Below are 21,291 nucleotides of genomic sequence, written 5' to 3'. Positions count from 1 at the left end.
TATTCTCCGTACCCTTAAATATTCAGCCAAAAAGCGCATTGTTAACTATAGACACATGCAACGAACCACATTGCCTTAAACGGTCTATCTTTTGTGCAGGGCTTCCTTACATCGCATCATTTATGTGATATGCATCACTGTTTGATGGTAATTGAATGCAATTGATTTACATCAGAGTGATGACTGTCACGAAAATATGTTCATGCCTTCGGTAAAGTGTATTTTTGCTTCTTCTGACAAAACCGATTCACAGAGGAGTTTTTATGTCTAAGTCTGATGTTTTTCATCTCGGCCTCACTAAGAGCGACTTACAAGGGGCTACGCTTGCTATCGTCCCTGGCGACCCGGAGCGTGTGGAAAAGATCGCCGCGCTGATGGATAAGCCGGTTAAGCTGGCATCTCATCGCGAGTTCACTACCTGGCGTGCTGAGCTGGATGGTAAAGCCGTGATCGTTTGCTCTACCGGTATCGGCGGCCCGTCAACCTCTATTGCCGTTGAAGAACTGGCACAGCTGGGCATTCGTACCTTCCTGCGTATCGGTACGACTGGCGCTATCCAGCCGCATATCAACGTGGGTGATGTCCTGGTCACCACGGCGTCTGTCCGTCTGGACGGCGCAAGCCTGCACTTTGCGCCAATGGAGTTCCCGGCTGTTGCAGACTTCGAGTGCACCACCGCGCTGGTGGAAGCGGCGAAATCTATCGGCGCCACTACCCACGTTGGCGTTACCGCGTCTTCTGATACCTTCTACCCGGGCCAGGAGCGTTACGACACCTTCTCTGGTCGCGTAGTGAGCCGTTTCAAAGGCTCGATGGAAGAGTGGCAGTCTATGGGCGTTATGAACTACGAAATGGAATCTGCCACGCTGCTGACCATGTGCGCAAGCCAGGGTCTGCGTGCCGGTATGGTCGCGGGTGTTATCGTGAACCGTACTCAGCAAGAGATTCCTAATGCGGAAACGATGAAACAAACCGAAAGCCACGCGGTGAAAATCGTGGTGGAAGCTGCGCGTCGTTTACTGTAATTCTCCCGTCTATTCAAAAAGGCCGACGCGTTCGGCCTTTTTATTTTGCGTAGTACCTCGCAGGAAATTCCTTTTAAACTGGACGTTTATACAGCACAATTCTATTTTGTGCGGGTAAGTCGTTGCTGTAAGGGGGCGTTGTGGATATTTCAATTATGATGAGTGCCGTGCTGGCGTTAGCTGCAGGGCTGCTGGTTGGGTGGCTGGCAACAAAAGCGCATGCCGACAGGATCCGTGCCGATCTCATCGAAGAACGACGTGAACTGGATATCGCGCTAAGCGCCGCCCGGCAACAACTCTCACAGGAAGCCCACTGGCGTGATGAGTGCGAACTGCTGAATAACGAACTCCGCAGCCTGCACAGTATCAACACCTCACTGGAGGCCGATCTCCGTGAAGTCACTACCCGGCTGGAAGCGACGCAGCAGCATGCGGAAGATAAAATTCGCCAGATGATCAACAGCGAACAGCGCCTGAGCGAACAGTTTGAGAATCTGGCGAACCGTATATTCGAGCACAGCAATCGCCGCGTAGATGAGCAAAATCGCCAAAGCCTGAACAGCCTGCTGGCACCGCTTCGCGAACAACTGGACGGTTTTCGCCGCCAGGTTCAGGACAGCTTCGGTAAAGAGGCACAGGAACGTCATACCCTGGCGCACGAAATTCGTAATCTTCAGCAACTGAACGCGCAGATGGCACAGGAAGCGGTAAACCTGACGCGGGCATTAAAAGGCGATAACAAAACGCAGGGTAACTGGGGCGAAGTCGTACTCACGCGGGTGCTTGAGGCTTCCGGTCTGCGCGAAGGCTATGAATACGAAACCCAGGTTAGCATCGAGAATGATGTGCGCTCGCGGATGCAGCCAGATGTTATTGTCCGACTACCGCAGGGCAAAGATGTGGTGATCGACGCGAAAATGACGCTGGTCGCCTATGAACGCTATTTTAACGCTGAAGATGAATTCACCCGCGAGAGCGCGTTGCAGGAGCACATCGCTTCGGTGCGCAACCACATTCGTCTGCTGGGTCGCAAAGACTATCAGCAGCTTCCTGGGTTACGTACGCTTGACTATGTGCTGATGTTTATCCCCGTCGAGCCTGCTTTTTTACTGGCGCTCGACAGACAGCCCGAACTGATTACCGAAGCGCTTAGAAATAACATTATGCTGGTCAGCCCTACCACGCTGTTGGTGGCATTGCGCACGATTGCCAACCTGTGGCGCTACGAGCATCAGAGCCGTAATGCGCAACACATTGCCGATCGGGCCAGCAAACTTTACGACAAAATGCGGTTGTTTGTGGATGATATGTCGGCAATCGGTCAAAGCCTGGACAAAGCCCAGGATAACTACCGACAGGCGATGAAAAAACTCTCTTCAGGCCGTGGAAACGTCTTGTCGCAGGCAGAGGCGTTTCGTAGTTTAGGGGTGGAAATTAAGCGCGAGATTAATCCTGAGCTGGCTGAACAAGCCACTACGCAGGATGAAGAGTACCGTTTGCGCTCGGTCCCTGAGACGCAACAAGATGAGCCTTACCCCGATGATGAAGCGGTAAATCAGCAATCAAGCTAGTCCATTTGGGGTAGTTGAACCCGGCAGAAGGGTAGGGCAAATTGGCCCAATCTGTTACACTTCTCGAACATTTTTTGAATGAGCAGGCACTGAGATGGTGGATAATTCACAAGAAACGACGCACTTTGGCTTTCAGACCGTCGCTAAAGAGCAGAAAGCTGACATGGTGGCCCACGTTTTTCATTCTGTGGCCTCTAAATATGACGTTATGAATGACTTAATGTCATTCGGCATTCATCGTTTGTGGAAGCGCTTCACCATTGACTGCAGTGGCGTGCGTCGCGGACAAACCGTTCTCGATTTGGCTGGCGGTACCGGCGATCTGACGGCGAAATTCTCTCGCATGGTAGGCGAAACCGGCAAAGTTGTGCTGGCGGATATCAATGACTCAATGCTCAAAATGGGTCGCGAAAAGCTGCGCAATATTGGTGTGGTGGGTAACGTTGAGTACGTTCAGGCGAATGCGGAAGCACTACCTTTCCCTGACAACACGTTTGACTGCATCACCATCTCTTTCGGTCTGCGCAACGTTACGGATAAAGACAAAGCATTACGCTCTATGTATCGCGTGTTGAAGCCGGGCGGACGTCTACTGGTGCTGGAATTCTCCAAGCCGATTATCGAACCTCTGAGCAAAGCCTACGACGCATACTCTTTCCACGTTCTGCCGCGCATTGGCTCCATGGTAGCAAGCGATGCAGACAGTTATCGCTATCTGGCGGAATCCATCCGCATGCATCCCGATCAGGACACCTTAAAAGCAATGATGCAAGATGCCGGGTTCGAAAGCGTTGATTACTACAACCTGACGGCAGGTGTCGTTGCGCTGCATCGTGGCTACAAGTTCTGACAGGAGATTGGGGATGCCTTTAAAACCCTTAGTGACCGCAGGCGTTGAAAATCTGCTCAACACCTTTCTGTACCGTTCTCCTGCGCTGAAATCGGCCCGAACGCGTTTGCAGAGTAAGGTGCTGCGTTTTGACCTGAAAGGATTTTCGACGTCGCTAGTCCTGGTATTCAGTGAGCGCCAGGTCGATGTGCTGGGGGCATGGGAAGGCGAAGCCGATTGCACCGTGATTACACATGCCAGCGTGTTACCGAAACTACGCGATCGGCAGCAACTCACCACGCTTATTCGCAGCGGCGAACTGGAAGTGCAGGGCGATATTCAGGTGGTGCAGAACTTTGTGGCGCTGGCTGACCTGGCGGAATTCGACCCTGCAGAGCTATTAGCTCCTTATACCGGTGATATCGTCGCGGAAGGTGTTAGCAAAGTCCTGCGCGGTGGCGCGAAGTTCCTACGTCATGGCATTCAACGTCAGCAACGTTATGTTACCGAAGCGATCACTGAAGAGTGGCGTATGGCCCCTGGCCTGCTTGAAGTTGCATGGTTTGCGGAAGAAACGGCAGCGGTTGAGCGCGCGGTCGAATCTCTGGCCAGACGGCTGGAAAAACTGGAGGCCAAATGACGCCAGGAGAAGTACGGCGCCTTTATTTCATCATTCGCACTTTTTTAAGCTACGGTCTTGATGAACTCATCCCCAAAATGCGTATTACGCTGCCGCTCCGTCTGTGGCGTTACACATTGTTTTGGATGCCAAACCGACATAAAGATAAGCCGCTGGGTGAAAGGCTGAGACTGGCTTTGCAGGAATTGGGGCCGGTATGGATCAAATTTGGTCAAATGCTCTCCACCCGTCGAGATCTGTTTCCGCCGCACATCGCCGATCAGTTGGCCCTGTTGCAGGATCGGGTTGCTCCATTCGATGGACAACGGGCAAAAGAACAAATTGAAGAAGCAATGGGTGGGCTACCTGTTGAAGAGTGGTTTGATGATTTTGAGATAACACCACTGGCATCTGCGTCTGTTGCTCAGGTTCACACCGCGCGACTGAAGTCGAATGGCAAAGAGGTGGTGATCAAAGTTATTCGTCCGGATATCCTGCCGGTAATCAAAGCCGATTTAAAACTGATCTATCGCCTTGCTCGTTGGGTTCCTCGCCTGCTGCCGGATGGTCGTCGTCTGCGGCCAACAGAAGTGGTCCGTGAATATGAAAAAACATTGATCGACGAGCTGAACCTGCTGCGTGAGTCGGCAAACGCCATTCAACTGCGGCGTAATTTTGAAGACAGCCCAATGTTGTACATCCCGGAAGTGTACTCAGACTATTGCAGTCAGAACATGATGGTGATGGAGCGCATTTACGGTATTCCCGTTTCAGATGTCGCCACGCTTGAGAAGAACGGCACCAATATGAAGCTGCTGGCCGAACGCGGTGTTCAGGTCTTTTTTACTCAGGTTTTCCGCGACAGCTTTTTCCATGCGGACATGCACCCGGGCAACATTTTCGTCAGCTATGAGCACCCTGAAAACCCGAAATACATCGGTATTGATTGCGGGATCGTGGGCTCATTAAATAAAGAAGATAAGCGCTATCTGGCTGAAAACTTCATTGCGTTCTTTAACCGCGATTACCGCAAAGTTGCTGAACTGCACGTGGATTCTGGATGGGTTCCACCGGATACCAACGTTGAAGAGTTCGAATTCGCCATTCGTACCGTGTGTGAGCCGATCTTCGAAAAGCCGCTAGCAGAGATCTCCTTTGGTCACGTGCTGTTGAATCTGTTCAATACGGCACGTCGATTTAATATGGAAGTCCAGCCTCAACTGGTGCTGTTACAGAAGACGCTGTTGTACGTTGAGGGTGTTGGCCGACAGCTCTATCCTCAGTTGGATCTGTGGAAAACGGCCAAACCTTTCCTTGAATCCTGGATTAAAGATCAGGTCGGTATTCCGGCGCTTGTCAGGGCATTTAAAGAAAAAGCACCGTTCTGGGTCGAAAAAATGCCAGAAATACCTGAACTGGTGTATGACAGTTTGCGCCAGGGCAAATATTTACAGCACAGTGTTGATAAGATTGCGCGCGAGCTTCATGCGAATCACGTACGTCAGGGACAATCCCGTTATTTATTGGGTATTGGCGCAACGTTGCTGTTAAGTGGGACATTCCTGCTGGTAAGCCGCCCTGAGTGGGGGCTTATGCCGGGCTGGTTAATCGCGGGTGGTGTTATCGCCTGGCTGATCGGCTGGCGCAAAATGCGCTGATTTTTTCATCGCCCAAAGCAGGTCGTGTAACGTATACTACGGCCTTATTAATTCATCATCTATGACAGAGGAACATGTATGGGTGGTATCAGTATTTGGCAGTTGTTGATCATTGCCGTCATCGTTGTACTGCTATTTGGCACCAAGAAACTCGGCTCCATCGGTTCCGACCTTGGCGCGTCTATTAAAGGCTTCAAGAAAGCGATGGGTGATGATGAACCTAAGCAGGATAAAACCAGCCAGGACGCTGATTTTACCGCTAAATCCATCACCGATAAGCAGGGTGAAGTGAAGAAAGAAGACGCCAAAAGCCAAGATAAAGAGCAGGTATAATCCGTGTTTGATATCGGTTTTAGCGAACTGTTATTGGTGTTCGTTATCGGCCTCATCGTACTGGGGCCACAACGATTGCCAGTGGCAGTAAAAACGGTCGCGGGCTGGGTCCGTGCGCTGCGCTCTCTTGCAACTACTGTGCAGAATGAACTGACCCAGGAGCTTAAGCTTCAGGAGTTTCAGGACAGCCTGAAGAAAGTAGAGAAAGCGAGCCTGACAAATTTGACGCCGGAGCTGAAAGCATCGATGGATGAGCTGCGTGAAGCGGCTGAGTCGATGAAGCGTTCTTACAGCGTGCACGATCCTGAGAAAGCGAGCGATGAAGCGCACACTATCCATAACCCTGTAGTGAAAGGAAGTGAAGCGCAGCACGAGGGGGTTACCCCTGCTACTGCTGAAGCACAGGCCAGTTCGCCGGAGCAAAAACCGGAATCCACGGGTGCTGACACGCCGGAGTTGAAGGACACTGTTTCCGTTACGTCGATGGACGCGGAAAAGAAACCTGCTGCACCTGCTGTCGAATCCTCACCCTCGTCGAGTGATAAACCGTAAACATGTCTGTAGAAGATACTCAACCGCTCATCACGCATCTTATTGAGCTGCGTAAGCGACTCCTGAACTGCATTATTGCGGTTATGGTGATCTTTCTGGCGTTGGTTTATTTTGCCAACGACATTTACCATATGGTTGCGGCACCGCTGATTAAGCAGATGCCTCAGGGTGCAACGATGATCGCCACCGATGTGGCTTCACCGTTCTTTACCCCGATAAAGCTAACCTTTATGGTGTCGCTGATCCTGTCGGCACCAGTGATCCTGTACCAGGTATGGGCATTTATTGCGCCTGCTTTGTATAAGCATGAACGTCGCCTTGTCGTGCCGCTGCTGGTCTCAAGTTCGCTGTTGTTCTATATCGGGATGGCATTCGCCTATTTTGTCGTCTTCCCGTTGGCGTTTGGCTTCCTTGCCAACACAGCTCCGCAAGGCGTGCAGGTTTCGACAGACATTGCCAGTTATCTCAGCTTTGTCATGGCGCTGTTTATGGCGTTTGGTGTCTCTTTTGAGGTTCCTGTCGCCATTGTATTGTTGTGCTGGATGGGCATTACGACACCTGAGGACCTACGTAAGAAACGTCCTTACGTAGTTGTCGGGGCATTTGTCGTGGGGATGTTACTGACTCCACCAGATGTCTTCTCGCAAACGCTGTTGGCGATACCGATGTACTGCCTGTTCGAGGTGGGTGTTTTCTTCTCTCGTTTTTATGTCGGCAAGCGACGTACGCGAGACGAAGACAACGAGGCTGAGAATGCGAAAGAAGCCGAAGCCACCGAGAAAACCGAAGAGTAAATTCAGCCGCCCGTAAGGGCGGTTGTCATATGGGAGGAAGCATGTTTGATATTGGCGTTAATCTAACCAGTTCACAATTTGCGAAAGACAGGGATGAGGTTGTGGCGCGCGCCTTTGCTGCGGGTGTAAACGGCATGCTTCTGACCGGAACAAACCTGCATGAAAGCCAGCAGGCGCTAAAGTTGGCACAGCATTATCCACATTGCTGGTCCACAGCTGGCGTCCACCCGCATGACAGTAGCCAATGGCAATCCTCAACACAGGCGGAAATTATTGCACTGGCGAACCAGTCTGAAGTGGTCGCCATTGGTGAGTGTGGCCTGGATTTCAATCGTAATTACTCCACTGCGCAGGAACAGGAACGGGCTTTTGAGGCGCAATTGCGTATTGCCGCCGAATTGCAGATGCCTGTTTTCATGCATTGTCGGGATGCCCACGAACGTTTTCTGACGCTGCTGGAACCCTGGCTGGACAGCCTCCCCGGCGCAGTGCTGCACTGTTTCACTGGTTCGCGCCGGGAGATGCAGGACTGCGTGGACAGAGGGCTTTATATCGGGATTACCGGATGGGTCTGTGATGAGCGTCGGGGTATGGAACTACGGGAGCTACTGCCGTTTATCCCAGTGGAAAGGCTGCTGATAGAAACAGACGCGCCCTATTTACTCCCACGCGATCTGGCCCCGAAGCCGACTTCCCGACGCAATGAACCTGCACACCTGCCGCATATTCTTGAGCGTATTGCGCACTGGCGCGGGGAAGATCCTCAGTGGCTATCAACGGCGATTGATGCCAACGTCAGAACGTTATTCGAAGTGACCTTCTGAGTCAGTCTGTTTATATTTTTCGAAAGCCGGTGTTTTTCACGCTCTGCTTAACCTCTTTATTCAACAGGTTAAGCAGGAGCATGGAACGTGCTTCGCCGTCGGGTTCGGTGAAAATCGCCTTCAACCCTTCAAATGCCCCTTCAGTGATAATGACGCAGTCTCCAGGATGCGGCGTTTCCGGGTCAACAATTCCTTCGGGCTTGTAGATAGAAAGCTGGTGAATGACGGGAGAGGGGACGGTGGCTGGTGTCGCTCCAAAACGTACAAAATGGCTAACGCCACGTGTCGCATTGATGGTCGTGGTGTGGATCACTTCCGGATCGAACTCGACAAACATGTAATTAGGGAAAAGTGGCTCACTGACTGTGGTACGTTTACCACGCACCATTTTTTCCAGGGTGATCATTGGCGTCAAACAGTTTACTGCTTGTCTTTCCAGGTGTTCCTGGGCACGTTGAAGTTGCCCGCGTTTGCAGTACAGTAAATACCAGGCTTGCATAATAACTCTTATCCGCTTGTTCTGAGCGCAAGCATAGCAAAAGTCATTATACACTTCATCTTTCAAGCCTCATCGGTGTTGGTTGCCAGAGTTCACGCTAATTTAACAAAAATACAGCATCACAATGATGAACGCCGTATAATGAGGCGCTTACACAGAGGCCATAATGGACGCCATGAAATATCACGATTTACGCGACTTCCTGACGCAGCTTGAACAGCAGGGCGAGCTCAAACGCATTACGCTTCCAGTGGATCCCCATCTGGAGATCACTGAAATTGCCGATCGCACCTTGCGTGCCGGTGGGCCTGCGCTGCTGTTTGAGAATCCAAAAGGCTATTCAATGCCGGTGCTGTGCAATCTGTTTGGCACGCCGAAGCGTGTCGCCATGGGGATGGGGCAAGAAGATGTCTCAGCACTACGGGAAGTTGGTAAGCTGTTGGCGTTTTTAAAAGAGCCGGAGCCGCCGAAAGGATTCCGCGATCTGTTTGATAAGCTGCCACAGTTCAAGCAGGTGCTGAACATGCCGACCAAACGGCTACGCGGTGCGCCTTGTCAGCAAAAAATCTACTCAGGCGATGACGTTGATTTAAACCGCATTCCGATTATGACCTGCTGGCCGGAAGATGCAGCGCCACTGATTACATGGGGACTCACCGTCACGCGTGGTCCGCATAAAGAGCGACAGAATCTGGGTATTTATCGCCAACAGTTGATTGGCAAAAATAAGCTCATTATGCGTTGGCTTTCACATCGTGGCGGCGCGCTGGATTATCAGGAGTGGTGCGCTGCACACCCTGGTGAGCGTTTCCCAGTCTCCGTTGCGTTAGGGGCAGACCCGGCGACCATTCTGGGCGCGGTGACCCCTGTACCTGATACATTATCAGAGTACGCCTTCGCCGGGCTGCTGCGTGGCACCAAGACCGAAGTCGTCAAATGCATCTCCAACGATCTCGAAGTACCCGCCAGCGCTGAAATCGTACTGGAAGGTTATATCGAGCCGGGTGAACTGGCACCGGAAGGACCGTATGGCGATCATACGGGTTATTACAATGAAGTGGATAGCTTCCCGGTTTTCACCGTCACCCACATTACCCAACGTGAAGATGCGATTTATCACTCCACCTACACCGGACGCCCACCAGATGAGCCAGCGGTTCTCGGTGTGGCGCTGAATGAGGTCTTTGTTCCTATTCTGCAAAAGCAGTTCCCGGAAATCGTCGACTTTTATCTGCCGCCGGAAGGTTGTTCTTATCGACTGGCCGTGGTGACGATGAAAAAACAGTACGCGGGTCATGCCAAACGCGTCATGATGGGCGTTTGGTCATTTTTGCGTCAGTTTATGTACACCAAATTTGTTATTGTCTGCGATGATGATGTCAACGCACGTGACTGGAACGATGTGATTTGGGCAATTACTACCCGTATGGACCCGGCCCGGGATACGGTACTGGTAGAGAATACGCCGATTGATTACCTGGACTTTGCCTCGCCGGTTTCCGGCCTTGGTTCAAAAATGGGGCTGGATGCCACAAATAAATGGCCGGGTGAAACCCAACGAGAGTGGGGACGCCCGATTAAAAAAGATCCTGAAGTGACTGCGCGTATTGACGCAATTTGGGATGAATTAGCCATCTTTAATGACGGCAAAAGCGCCTGAGGCGCGATCGTTTTGCCTATTGATCCGACAGAGAGAGCGCATGACAACCTTAAGCTGTAAAGTGACCTCGGTAGAAGCTATCACTGACACCGTATATCGCGTACGTTTAGTGCCGGACGCGGCGTTTTCCTTTCGTGCAGGTCAGTATTTAATGGTCGTGATGGACGAACGTGATAAACGCCCGTTCTCCATGGCATCTACGCCGGATGAGCATGGGTTCATTGAGCTGCACGTGGGTGCTTCTGAGCTAAATCTTTATGCCATGGCTGTTATGGACCGAATTCTGAAAGATCGGGAAATTAAGGTCGATATCCCGCACGGTGAAGCCTGGCTGCGGGATGATGAGAATCGTCCGCTGATCCTGATTGCCGGAGGTACAGGGTTCTCTTACGTGCGTTCTATTCTGCTTACCGCGCTGGCGCGCAATCCAAACCGCGATATCACTATTTACTGGGGCGGGCGCGAAGAGAAGCATCTCTACGATCTCTCAGAGCTGGAAGCATTGTCGGTGAATCACCCGAACCTGCGCGTTGAGCCGGTGGTAGAGCAGCCTGAAGACGGCTGGCGTGGTCGTACGGGAACCGTATTAACGGCAGTATTACAGGATTACGGCACTCTGGCGGAACATGATATTTATATCGCCGGGCGTTTCGAGATGGCTAAAATCGCGCGCGACCTGTTCTGCAATGAACGTAGTGCGCGTGAAGATCGCCTGTTTGGCGACGCTTTCGCGTTCATTTAAGCGCTGTGCGCCGGATCCCTTCCGGCGCATCCATTACCAACCTTACTTCTTCTAACTGGGTGCAAACCCGGTCTTGTTGTTTCTCTTTTTCAGCATATTTTTTAGTAAACATGTTTTTTCTATCTATTAATCATAAAACTGAGTTTTTGTGACGGGTTTCATTTTGTTTAGTAAACAAAATGGGCAAGCTGTATCGCATCACATTGCGGGACGTCAGCGAGGGAAAACCATGAGGCTCGGACTGGATATCGGCGGGACTAAAATTGAAGCGGTGGTGATTGATAACACGGGTGAAATTGTTTACCGCGAGCGATGTGCGACACCAAAGCTGAGTTACGGTGATTTTTTCCAGGCTGTGACCGAGATGATTGCTAAGGCGAGACAGGCCGTTAATCAGCCTTTATCGGTGGGTATCGGGGTGCCCGGCGCGGTGGATAGCGAAGGTTTGATTAAGAATTCCAATATCCTGGTGCTGAATCAGCAGGCTTTTTCGCAAGATCTTGAGCGTGCATTAGGAATGCCAGTACCCGTAACTAATGACGCCAACTGCTTCACACTGTCGGAAGCGATGGACGGTAGCGGACGGGGCTATCGTGTCGTATTTGGCGTTATCCTCGGTACCGGATGCGGCGGTGGACTATGCATCGATAACCGTTTGATCTCTGGACCTAACGCCTGTTCAGGAGAGTGGGGACATAATGCATTGCCGCGCTACCACGAATCTCGGGACGGGGCTGAAGTGACATGCTATTGCGGACAGGTGAACTGTATTGAGAGCTTTATTTCCGGCAGCGGCCTGGAGCGTCAGTATATGAATCACACCGCGCAACATGCAGGTGTGCCACATATTATGCAGCGGGTAGAATCGGGTGATGCAGATGCCTGTTTGTTATGGGAACGCTATTGCGATCAGCTGGCGCGCGCGTTGGCGGGGGTGGTGAATACGCTCGATCCCGATGTTATCGTGCTGGGCGGTGGGGTATCCAATATCACTTTACTGTACTCAGGCTTGCAGGCGCGAGTGGCGCAGTACGTATTTGGTAAACAGTGCCGTACGCCGATCGTTCAGGCCCGACACGGTGACAGCAGCGGCGTACGCGGCGCGGCCTGGCTGGGGGCGCAAAAGGCCAGCGTAAATCAATGAGAGTGACATGACGAAACCTGTACGTATCAGGGACATTGCCGAAGCCTGCGGCGTTTCAGTTGGCGCGGTTTCCCGCGCCCTGAAAGGGCAGCCGGGGCTACGTGAAGATACCCGGCTGCGCATTATTTCTGTGGCGCAGCAGCAGGGTTATGATTTTTCCCGTCTGCGCAGTGACAAGCTCAAGCGAGTCCTGTTTTTGCTGCACCGCCAGCACAATATCAGCCGGGCATTGCCGTTTTACTCGCAGCTGCTGCTGGGTATCGATGATGCCTGCCGGGATCAGGGTATTGCGCTGAGTTTTCTCTCTATAGGCCCAGGTGATGCAGTGAGTGAGCAGGTGATGCTGCACCAGCCGGATGCGCTGATCTGCGCCGGTTTTTTTGAGCCTGAATTACTTGGCTTGCTGCAACAGATGAAATTGCCGTTGGTGCTGGTGGATCTGTGGGCTCCAGGTTTGCCATGCGTCAATCCGGACAATACCCAGGGCGGCTATCTGGCGACAAAACACTTGATCGAACAGGGGCGCAGCCGTATCGCTTTTCTTGCCAGTTCGCTTGCGCACTACAGCATCCGTCAGCGCGAGAAGGGCTACCGTCAGGCATTGTATGAGGCCCGTTTGCTGATGCCGCCAGAATACGACGCCGTTGCGCCACCGCTGCTGGATACCGAGCAATCCCTGGTGGAAGCGGTTAATGAGCTTTTCAGGCTGCCGGAGCCGCCTGATGCCATTTTTGCCTATAACGACGCGGCGGCGATGGTTGTTCAGCGGGTGTGTGTGCAGCAGGATATACGTATCCCGGAAGATCTCGCGCTGGTGGGGTTTGATGATATCGATGCTGCGGCCTGGTCACATCCGCCGCTGACCACTATTGCGGTTGATAAAAAGCAACTGGGGCGTGAAGCGCTGCGTTTATTGCTGGAAGAGAAACTGGAAGAGAAACTGGAAGAGAATCTGCTGTTGCCGGTGCAATTAGTGGTGCGTGGTAGTTCAGGTAAATAAAAAACCCGCCCCTGACAGGCGGGAAGAACGGCAACTAAACCTTTCCCCGTCATAATTCACTCTGCCTCTTTGTTGGCTGCCTTTGCTCACCCCGGTCACATAGTTATCTATGCTCCCGGGGATTCGCTCAGTTGCCGCCGCGATGCAGCGAGAATTATTTAGGGGAATTTATCTTTGATTAAACTCGCTCAAATACCGTCGCGATGCCCTGACCTAACCCGATACACATCGTTGCCAGACCAAACTGCACGTCTTTGCGTTCCATCAGGTTGAGCAGGGTGGTGCTGATACGCGCCCCGGAGCAACCCAGTGGGTGGCCCAGGGCGATCGCGCCGCCGTTGAGGTTGATCTTCTCGTCGATCTGCTCCATCAGCCCCAGATCTTTAATGCACGGCAGGATCTGGGCGGCAAAGGCTTCGTTCATCTCAAACAAGCCGATGTCGCTGGTGGAGAGTCCCGCTTTTTTCAGCGCCAGTTTTGAGGCCGGAACCGGACCGTAACCCATGATTGACGGGTCGCAGCCAACAACAGCCATCGAACGAATACGGGCACGCGGCGTCAGACCCAGCTCACGGGCGCGACTTTCACTCATGACCAGCATTGCCGCTGCTCCGTCGGAGAGCGCGGAGGAGGTACCGGCAGTGACCGTTCCGCTCACCGGATCGAACGCCGGGCGCAGGGTGGATAGCGCTTCGACAGTGGTTTCCGGACGAATAACCTCATCATAGTTAAACTGTTTCAGCACACCGTCGGCATCATGACCGCCGGTCGGGATGATTTCGTTTTTAAATGCGCCAGACTGTGTTGCAGCCCAGGCGCGAGCATGTGAACGTGCGGCGAAGGCATCCTGCATTTCACGACTGATACCGTGCATACGCGAGAGCATTTCTGCCGTCAGCCCCATCATCCCCGCAGCTTTTGCTACGTTGCGGCTCATGCCTGGATGGAAATCAACGCCGTGGCTCATTGGTACATGGCCCATATGCTCCACGCCACCAATCAGGCACGCCTGAGCATCGCCGGTCATGATCATACGTGCCGCGTCGTGCAGCGCCTGCATCGAGGAACCGCACAGGCGGTTGACGGTGACCGCCGGAACGGAGTGCGGAATTTCTGCCAGCAGCGCGGCGTTACGGGCAATGTTGAAACCCTGCTCCAGCGTTTGCTGCACACAGCCCCAGTAAATGTCATCCAGCGCGGTTGGCTCCAGCGCCGGATTACGCGCCAGCAGGCTACGCATTAAATGTGCGGAGAGATCTTCTGCCCGCACGTTACGAAACGCGCCCCCTTTCGAACGGCCCATCGGGGTACGGATCGCATCAACAATTACAACCTGTTCCATTGTGACTCCTTAAGCCGTTTTCAGGCTGCCAACCGGGCGGGCAGGCTCAACCTGGGGATAATACGGTTCGTTATGGCGCGCTTTGTCACGCAGACCGGCCGGAACTTCATACAGCGGGCCAAGGTGCTGATACTGTTGAGCCATATCGAGATACTTCGCGCTGCCGAGCGTATCCAGCCAGCGGAACGCGCCGCCGTGGAACGGAGGGAAGCCCAGGCCATACACCAGCGCCATATCGGCTTCTGCCGGGCTGGCGATAATGCCTTCTTCCAGACAACGTACCACTTCGTTGACCATTGGGATCATCATGCGGGCGATAATTTCTTCATCGCTAAAGTCGCGCTTCGGCTGGCTGATATCTGCCAGCAAACCGTCAACGGTGGCATCCTCTTCTTTTTTCGGCTTGCCCTTGTTGTCTTCTTTATAACGCCAGAATCCAAGACCGTTTTTCTGTCCGAAACGGTTAGCATCAAACAGGGCGTCTATCGCGTCGCGATAATCTTTCTGCATACGCTGAGGGAAGCCTGCGGACATCACTGCCTGCGCGTGATGTGCGGTATCAATTCCCACCACGTCCAGCAGATAAGCTGGGCCCATCGGCCAGCCAAACTGTTTTTCCATGACTTTGTCGACTTTGCGGAAATCCGCCCCATCGCGCAGCAGCTGGCTGAAACCGGCAAAATACGGGAACAGCACGCGGTTCACGAAGAAACCGGGGCAATCGTTGACCACAATTGGCGTTTTGCCCATCTGGCTTGCCCAGGCGACAACTTTGGCGATGGTTTCATCCGAGCTTTTCTCGCCGCGAATGATCTCAACCAGCGGCATACGGTGCACCGGGTTAAAGAAGTGCATCCCACAGAAGTTTTCCGGGCGCTTGAGCGCGCTGGCCAGTTCGTTGATTGGGATGGTGGAGGTATTCGACGCCAGTACCGTATCCGGGCGAACTTTGTCTTCAGTCTCCGCCAGCACCGCTTTTTTCACTTTCGGGTTTTCTACGACCGCTTCAACCACCACATCCACACGCTCAAAACCGCTATAGTCGAGGGTTGGATGAATAGTGGAAATCACGCCCGCCATTTTCAGACCGTCAATTTTGCCGCGCTCAAGCTGTTTGTTCAGTAGCTTGGCCGCTTCGGTCATGCCGAGCGTTAATGATTTGTCGTTGATATCTTTCATCACAACCGGCACGCCTTTCCAGGCTGACTGATACGCGATGCCGCCGCCCATAATACCTGCACCCAGCACTGCCGCTTGCTTTGGCGCATCAATATTTTTGGTGAGTTTTTTGGCTTTGGCTTTCACGAACTGATCGTTCAGGAAGATACCAACCAACGCGCGGGCTTCACTGGTGTGCGCCAGTGGCACAAAGCTTTTATTTTCCAGATTCAGTGCTTCTTCACGGCCAAAACGAGCCGCTGCTTCAATGGTTTTTACCGCGGTAATCGGTGCGGGATAATGCTTACCTGCCGTCTGCGCCACCATGCCTTTGGCGATGGTAAAGCTCATAGCCGCTTCAATTTTGCTGAGTTTCAACGGCTCCAGCTTCGGCTGACGTTTGGCTTTCCAGTCAAGGTCGCCGTTAATCGCCTGACGTAATACGGCAATCGCGCCATCAAGCAGTTTGTCTTGCTTCACCACGCCATCGACCAGGCCGATTTTTAGCGCCTGGTCAGCGCCAACATCTTTACCTGCAGCAATGATTTCCAGCGCGCTGTCCGCGCCCAGCATACGTGGCATACGCACGGAGCCGCCAAAGCCCGGCATAATGCCCAGCTTGGTTTCCGGCAAGCCAATGCGCAGGTCCGGCGTTGCCAGACGATAATCGGTTGCCAGGACACACTCGCAGCCACCGCCCAACGCATAGCCATTTACCGCTGAGAGGGTCGGAACAGGTAGATCTTCGAGGCGGTTAAAGACGCTGTTGGCAAAATGCAGCCACTGGCTTAACTGTTCTTCAGGCACGAGGAACAGTGAAAGGAATTCGGTGATATCGGCACCAACAATAAAGGCTGCTTTGTTAGAGCGCAGAAGCAGCCCTTTTAAATTCGGTTGTTTTTCCAGCACATCAAGCGCATGGCCCAGGCTGGCAACGGTGGCCGTGTCGAGTTTATTGACCGAACCAGGGGCATCGAACACCAGTTCGGCGATGCCATCTTCCAGCCAGTCGAGGTACAGGGTGTCGCCTTTGTAAAGCATGTCAGTCTCCTGAATCCGCAAGGTGATCTGGTCATACCAGATGAATCGAAGTGTGTGTTTTATGTTAAAAAAATGCAAATGAATGATTAAAGAAATGACGATTCGATCACGCTCGGCAGAAATCACGCACTCACAAGGCGATGTGCTAAGATGCGGAGACTTGAGGTCAAAAAAACAGAAGGATAGAAAATGGAATCACTGGCCGCTCTCTATAAAAATCATATCGTTACCCTACAAGAACGGACGCGCGACGCGCTGGAACGCTTCAAGCTGGATGCGTTACTTATTCACTCAGGTGAGCTGATTAACGTCTTTCTCGACGATCATCCATATCCGTTTAAGGTTAATCCGCAGTTCAAAGCCTGGGTGCCTGTAACGCAGGTTCCTAACTGCTGGTTGCTGGTGGATGGCGTGAACAAGCCGAAACTGTGGTTCTACCTGCCGGTCGATTACTGGCACAACGTTGAGCCGTTGCCGACCTCCTTCTGGACGGAAGAAATTGAGATCATCGCGCTGCCAAAAGCGGACGGTATTGGTAGTCAACTGCCTGCTGCTCGCGGCAATATCGGTTATATTGGTCCGGTTCCGGAACGCGCACTGCAGCTGGATATCGCGGCCAGCAACATCAACCCGAAAGGGGTGATCGACTACCTGCACTATTACCGCGCCTATAAAACAGATTACGAACTGGCCTGTATGCGCGAAGCGCAGAAAATGGCGGTGAATGGACACCGTGCCGCGGAAGAAGCGTTCCGTTCCGGAATGAGCGAGTTTGACATCAACCTCGCTTACCTGACGGCTACCGGTCATCGTGACACCGACGTGCCGTACAGCAACATCGTTGCACTTAACGAGCATGCTTCGGTTCTGCATTACACCAAGCTGGATCATCAGGCTCCGTCTGAAATCCGCAGCTTCCTGCTGGACGCGGGTGCGGAATATAACGGCTATGCGGCAGACCTGACGCGTACCTGGTCGGCGAAAAGCGACAACGACTATGCGCATCTGGTGAAAGATGTGAATGACGAGCAACTGGCGCTGATTGCCACGATGAAAGCAGGCACCAGCTATGTGGATTATCACATTCAGTTCCATCAGCGCATCGCGAAACTGCTGCGTAAGCATCAAATCATCACCGATATGAGTGAAGAGGCGATGGTAGAAAACGATCTTACCGGGCCGTTTATGCCGCACGGCATTGGTCACCCGCTGGGTCTGCAGGTGCATGATGTTGCTGGCTTTATGCAGGATGACAGCGGTACCCACCTGGCCGCGCCGTCGAAGTATCCTTATCTGCGTTGCACCCGCGTTTTGCAACCGGGCATGGTTCTGACCATCGAACCGGGCATCTACTTTATTGAATCGCTGTTGGCACCGTGGCGTGAAGGGCAATTCAGCAAACACTTCAATTGGCAAAAAATCGAAGCCCTGAAGCCGTTCGGCGGGATTCGTATTGAAGACAACGTGGTTGTCCACGAGAGCAATATTGAAAACATGACGCGGGATTTGAAACTGGCGTAATGGACAGTTGGTTAATCCCTGCGGCGCCGGTTATCGTCGTTGAAGAGATCAAAAAAAGCCGCTTCATTACGTTGCTCGCCCATACGGACGGTGTAGAAGCGGCGAAAGCATTTGTTGAGTCAGTTAAAGCGGAACACCCGGATGCCCGTCATCATTGTGTGGCGTGGGTGGCGGGTGCGCCCAATGACTCGCAACAGCTGGGATTTTCAGACGATGGCGAACCGGCGGGTACCGCAGGCAAACCGATGCTCGCTCAACTGATGGGGAGCGGCGTTGGTGAGATTACTGCGGTGGTGGTGCGCTACTACGGCGGTATCCTTCTCGGTACGGGGGGGTTGGTAAAAGCCTACGGTGGTGGTGTGAATCAGGCGCTGCGCCAGTTAACGACACAGCGCAAGACGCCATTAACCGAATATACTTTGCAGTGTGAGTACGGCCAACTGGCAGGCATTGAAACACTGTTGGGGCAGTTTGACGGTAAAATCGTTTTCAGTGATTACCAGGCATTCGTTCTGCTTCGGGTAGCACTTCCTTATGCGAAAGTGGATGAATTTTCAGCAAAGCTGGCGGATTTTAGTCGTGGTTCATTGCAATTGTTATCGATTGCAGAATAATCCCCACCTCATTTTAAAGAACTAAGGAAGCGGCAGAGATGCATTTTCGCGCCATCACCCGAATCGTTGGACTGCTGGTCATCTTATTTTCGGGGACAATGATTATCCCCGGACTGGTAGCGCTCATTTACCGCGATGGGGCAGGGCGTGCATTCACCCAAACTTTCTTCGTGGCTCTGGCTATCGGCTCCATGCTGTGGTGGCCAAACCGTAAAGAGAAGGGCGAACTGAAATCCCGTGAAGGGTTTCTGATCGTCGTCTTATTCTGGACCGTGCTGGGGAGCGTGGGTGCGTTGCCGTTCATTTTTGCGGAAAGTCCTAACCTCACAATAACCGACGCTTTTTTTGAATCCTTTTCCGGATTAACCACCACAGGTGCGACGACGCTGGTGGGGCTGGATTCACTGCCGCATGCCATTCTCTTTTATCGCCAGATGCTGCAATGGTTCGGCGGGATGGGGATCATCGTGCTGGCGGTGGCTATCCTGCCTATTCTTGGCGTGGGTGGCATGCAGCTCTATCGTGCAGAAATGCCGGGGCCGCTGAAAGATAACAAAATGCGCCCACGTATTGCCGAAACGGCGAAAACCTTGTGGCTCATCTATGTGCTATTGACGGTTGCGTGTGCGCTGGCGCTGTGGTTTGCCGGCATGCCTGCCTTTGACGCCATTGGGCACAGCTTCGCCACCATTGCTATCGGCGGCTTTTCCACACACGATGCCAGTGTGGGGTATTTCGACAGCCCCACGATTAACACGATTATTGCTATCTTCCTGCTGATCTCCGGTTGTAACTATGGCCTGCACTTCTCTTTATTAAGCGGGCGTAGTCTGAAGGTCTACTGGCGCGATCCGGAATTCCGCATGTTTATCGGGGTGCAGCTAACGCTGGTGGCCGTCTGTACGCTGGTGTTGTGGATACATAATACCTATGGGTCGGCGCTCACGACGATCAACCAGGCATTTTTCCAGGTGGTATCGATGGCGACGACCGCCGGATTTACTACGGACAGTATTGCTCGCTGGCCGTTGTTCCTGCCGGTGCTGCTACTGTGTTCTGCGTTTATTGGTGGCTGTGCCGGGTCAACGGGCGGTGGCTTGAAGGTGATTCGTATCTTGTTACTGTTCAAACAGGGTAACCGCGAACTGAAGCGACTGGTTCACCCCAATGCGGTCTATAGCATTAAGTTGGGCAACCGAGCGTTGCCGGAACGAATCCTTGAAGCGGTATGGGGCTTCTTTTCTGCCTATGCGCTGGTCTTTATTATCAGTATGCTGGCAATTATTGCGACCGGTGTGGATGACTTCTCTGCGTTTGCCTCAGTTGTGGCGACGCTGAATAACCTCGGGCCTGGGCTGGGGGTTGTTGCCGACAATTTTGCCAGCATGAACCCGGTGGCGAAATGGATCCTGATTGCCAACATGCTGTTTGGTCGTCTGGAGGTCTTTACTCTGCTGGTGCTCTTTACCCCTACTTTCTGGCGTGAATAATGGAGTAACACGTGAAAACACTGATTCTTTTTTCTTCCCGGGACGGACAAACGCGCGAAATCGCTGAGTATCTGGCTTCTGAACTTAAAGAGCTGGGTGTCTGGGCAGATGTCATGAATTTGCATCGTACCGAAGAGCCTGAGTGGAAAAATTATGACAGTGTGGTGATTGGTGCATCAATTCGCTATGGCCATTACCATTCTGCATTTCAGGAATTTGTGAAAAAGCATGCCACGCAGCTGAATACGATGCCGAGTGCGTTTTACTCTGTAAACCTGGTTGCCCGTAAACCGGAGAAACGCACACCGCAAACTAATAGCTATGCGCGTAAGTTTCTGATGAGTTCACCGTGGCGACCAGACCACAGTGCAGTCATTGCGGGTGCTTTGTTGTATCCCCGCTATCGCTGGTATGACCGCGTTATGATCCAACTTATTATGAAGATGTCAGGTGGTGAAACGGATACGAAGAAAGAAGTGATCTATACCGACTGGGAACAGGTGGCGGGATTTGCCCGGGAAATTGCCCAATTAACCAACAAAACGTTGTTAAAATAAACGCAAAGAATAAAAAACACGCACTTGGAAAATTATTTTAAATTTCCCCTTGTCAGCCTGAAATAACTCCCTATAATGCGCCTCCACTGACACGGAACAACGGCACGCAAGCCGCCGGGTCAGCGGGGTTCCACTGAGAACTCCGGCGAAGAAAGCGAAATTAAATGCTTGACTTCGTAGCGGGATGGCGTAATATGCACACCCCGCGCCGCTGAGAAAAAGCGAAGCGGCACTTGACTTCTTTAACAATTTATCAGACAGTCTGTGTGGGCGATCTTACGAAGAATAACGGATTCATTAACGTCGCAAAGACGAAAA

General features: G+C 52.5%; 20 protein-coding genes. 17 read left to right on the top strand and 3 right to left on the bottom strand.

All coding sequences use genetic code 11. From position 1 onward, the window contains the following. Window positions 1-263 precede the first annotated feature (263 nt). The 9 genes from udp to tatD all read left to right on the top strand — a co-directional run bounded on the left by udp (window position 264) and on the right by tatD (window position 8,205). Window positions 264-1,025 carry a uridine phosphorylase gene (udp, locus tag EHN13_RS22440; protein ID WP_003017903.1) on the top strand — a complete coding sequence of 254 codons (762 nt, stop codon included), beginning with the start codon at window positions 264-266 and terminating at the stop codon, window positions 1,023-1,025. A 140-nt stretch (window positions 1,026-1,165) separates the two neighbouring features. Next, window positions 1,166-2,596 carry a DNA recombination protein RmuC gene (gene rmuC / locus EHN13_RS22435; RefSeq protein ID WP_124022109.1) on the top strand — a complete coding sequence of 477 codons (1,431 nt, stop codon included), beginning with the start codon at window positions 1,166-1,168 and terminating at the stop codon, window positions 2,594-2,596. A gap of 94 nt (window positions 2,597-2,690) precedes the next feature. Next, window positions 2,691-3,446: a bifunctional demethylmenaquinone methyltransferase/2-methoxy-6-polyprenyl-1,4-benzoquinol methylase UbiE gene (gene ubiE / locus EHN13_RS22430; protein WP_003017897.1), complete on the top strand. Its 756-nt coding sequence runs from the start codon at window positions 2,691-2,693 to the stop codon at window positions 3,444-3,446. A gap of 13 nt (window positions 3,447-3,459) precedes the next feature. After that, on the top strand, window positions 3,460-4,065 hold the full coding sequence (ubiJ, locus tag EHN13_RS22425) for a ubiquinone biosynthesis protein UbiJ (RefSeq protein WP_124022108.1): 606 nt from the start codon (window positions 3,460-3,462) through the stop codon (window positions 4,063-4,065). Beyond that, a complete protein-coding gene (gene ubiB, locus EHN13_RS22420; protein WP_101743054.1) occupies window positions 4,062-5,702 on the top strand; it encodes a ubiquinone biosynthesis regulatory protein kinase UbiB in 1,641 nt (546 codons plus the stop codon). The genes ubiJ and ubiB overlap by 4 nt, the downstream gene beginning before the upstream one ends. Window positions 5,703-5,780: 78 nt before the next feature. Beyond that, the gene (gene tatA, locus EHN13_RS22415) at window positions 5,781-6,035 is read left to right on the top strand and encodes a Sec-independent protein translocase subunit TatA (RefSeq protein ID WP_003017888.1); all 255 of its coding nucleotides are present in this window, start codon (window positions 5,781-5,783) and stop codon (window positions 6,033-6,035) included. Between the two features lie 3 nt (window positions 6,036-6,038). Continuing rightward, entirely contained in the window at window positions 6,039-6,587 is a 549-nt protein-coding gene (gene tatB, locus EHN13_RS22410) for a Sec-independent protein translocase protein TatB (RefSeq protein ID WP_061066931.1), read from the top strand. Window positions 6,588-6,589: 2 nt separating this feature from the next. After that, complete coding sequence (gene tatC, locus EHN13_RS22405) at window positions 6,590-7,381, top strand: Sec-independent protein translocase subunit TatC (RefSeq protein WP_048214092.1); 792 nt, start codon at window positions 6,590-6,592, stop codon at window positions 7,379-7,381. Between the two features lie 41 nt (window positions 7,382-7,422). Continuing rightward, window positions 7,423-8,205 carry a 3'-5' ssDNA/RNA exonuclease TatD gene (tatD, locus tag EHN13_RS22400; RefSeq protein WP_124022107.1) on the top strand — a complete coding sequence of 261 codons (783 nt, stop codon included), beginning with the start codon at window positions 7,423-7,425 and terminating at the stop codon, window positions 8,203-8,205. Between the two features lie 10 nt (window positions 8,206-8,215). Here tatD and rfaH read toward each other — a convergent pair whose 3' ends face one another. After that, window positions 8,216-8,704 (bottom strand): transcription/translation regulatory transformer protein RfaH, encoded by a 489-nt coding sequence (gene rfaH / locus EHN13_RS22395; protein WP_005133248.1) that lies wholly within the window; start codon window positions 8,702-8,704, stop codon window positions 8,216-8,218. Between the two features lie 166 nt (window positions 8,705-8,870). Between rfaH and ubiD the strand changes: the two genes are divergently transcribed. From ubiD to EHN13_RS22375, 4 genes are all read left to right on the top strand, one after another. After that, entirely contained in the window at window positions 8,871-10,364 is a 1,494-nt protein-coding gene (ubiD, locus tag EHN13_RS22390) for a 4-hydroxy-3-polyprenylbenzoate decarboxylase (RefSeq protein WP_048214094.1), read from the top strand. A gap of 40 nt (window positions 10,365-10,404) precedes the next feature. Further along, window positions 10,405-11,106, top strand: a complete 702-nt coding sequence (fre, locus tag EHN13_RS22385; protein ID WP_048214095.1) for an NAD(P)H-flavin reductase — start codon at window positions 10,405-10,407, stop codon at window positions 11,104-11,106. 229 nt (window positions 11,107-11,335) lie between these two features. Continuing rightward, window positions 11,336-12,250, top strand: a complete 915-nt coding sequence (locus tag EHN13_RS22380; RefSeq protein WP_124022106.1) for an ROK family protein — start codon at window positions 11,336-11,338, stop codon at window positions 12,248-12,250. A gap of 7 nt (window positions 12,251-12,257) precedes the next feature. Further along, window positions 12,258-13,250: a LacI family DNA-binding transcriptional regulator gene (locus tag EHN13_RS22375; RefSeq protein ID WP_124022105.1), complete on the top strand. Its 993-nt coding sequence runs from the start codon at window positions 12,258-12,260 to the stop codon at window positions 13,248-13,250. A gap of 178 nt (window positions 13,251-13,428) precedes the next feature. On the opposite strand, the gene fadA is transcribed toward EHN13_RS22375, so the two are convergent. Together fadA and fadB are read right to left on the bottom strand one after the other, a co-directional pair. Next, complete coding sequence (gene fadA / locus EHN13_RS22370) at window positions 13,429-14,592, bottom strand: acetyl-CoA C-acyltransferase FadA (RefSeq protein ID WP_061066935.1); 1,164 nt, start codon at window positions 14,590-14,592, stop codon at window positions 13,429-13,431. Window positions 14,593-14,601: 9 nt separating this feature from the next. Next, window positions 14,602-16,791 (bottom strand): fatty acid oxidation complex subunit alpha FadB, encoded by a 2,190-nt coding sequence (fadB, locus tag EHN13_RS22365; RefSeq protein ID WP_124022104.1) that lies wholly within the window; start codon window positions 16,789-16,791, stop codon window positions 14,602-14,604. A 189-nt stretch (window positions 16,792-16,980) separates the two neighbouring features. Between fadB and pepQ the strand changes: the two genes are divergently transcribed. Genes pepQ through hemG form a run of 4 tightly spaced genes read left to right on the top strand, consistent with a single transcriptional unit; the run spans window position 16,981 to window position 20,973 of the window. Beyond that, window positions 16,981-18,312 (top strand): Xaa-Pro dipeptidase, encoded by a 1,332-nt coding sequence (pepQ, locus tag EHN13_RS22360; protein WP_061066937.1) that lies wholly within the window; start codon window positions 16,981-16,983, stop codon window positions 18,310-18,312. Continuing rightward, the gene (locus tag EHN13_RS22355; RefSeq protein WP_124022103.1) at window positions 18,312-18,926 is read left to right on the top strand and encodes an IMPACT family protein; all 615 of its coding nucleotides are present in this window, start codon (window positions 18,312-18,314) and stop codon (window positions 18,924-18,926) included. The genes pepQ and EHN13_RS22355 overlap by 1 nt, the downstream gene beginning before the upstream one ends. Before the next feature lie 38 nt (window positions 18,927-18,964). Beyond that, window positions 18,965-20,416 carry a Trk system potassium transporter TrkH gene (gene trkH / locus EHN13_RS22350; RefSeq protein WP_003017848.1) on the top strand — a complete coding sequence of 484 codons (1,452 nt, stop codon included), beginning with the start codon at window positions 18,965-18,967 and terminating at the stop codon, window positions 20,414-20,416. 11 nt (window positions 20,417-20,427) lie between these two features. Then, window positions 20,428-20,973 (top strand): menaquinone-dependent protoporphyrinogen IX dehydrogenase, encoded by a 546-nt coding sequence (gene hemG, locus EHN13_RS22345; RefSeq protein WP_005133225.1) that lies wholly within the window; start codon window positions 20,428-20,430, stop codon window positions 20,971-20,973. The last annotated feature ends 318 nt before the right edge of the window (window positions 20,974-21,291 follow it).

This window comes from Citrobacter youngae, assembly GCF_003818115.1.
Lineage (GTDB): Bacteria > Pseudomonadota > Gammaproteobacteria > Enterobacterales > Enterobacteriaceae > Citrobacter > Citrobacter youngae.
This window is presented reverse-complemented; position numbering and strand designations above follow the sequence as displayed.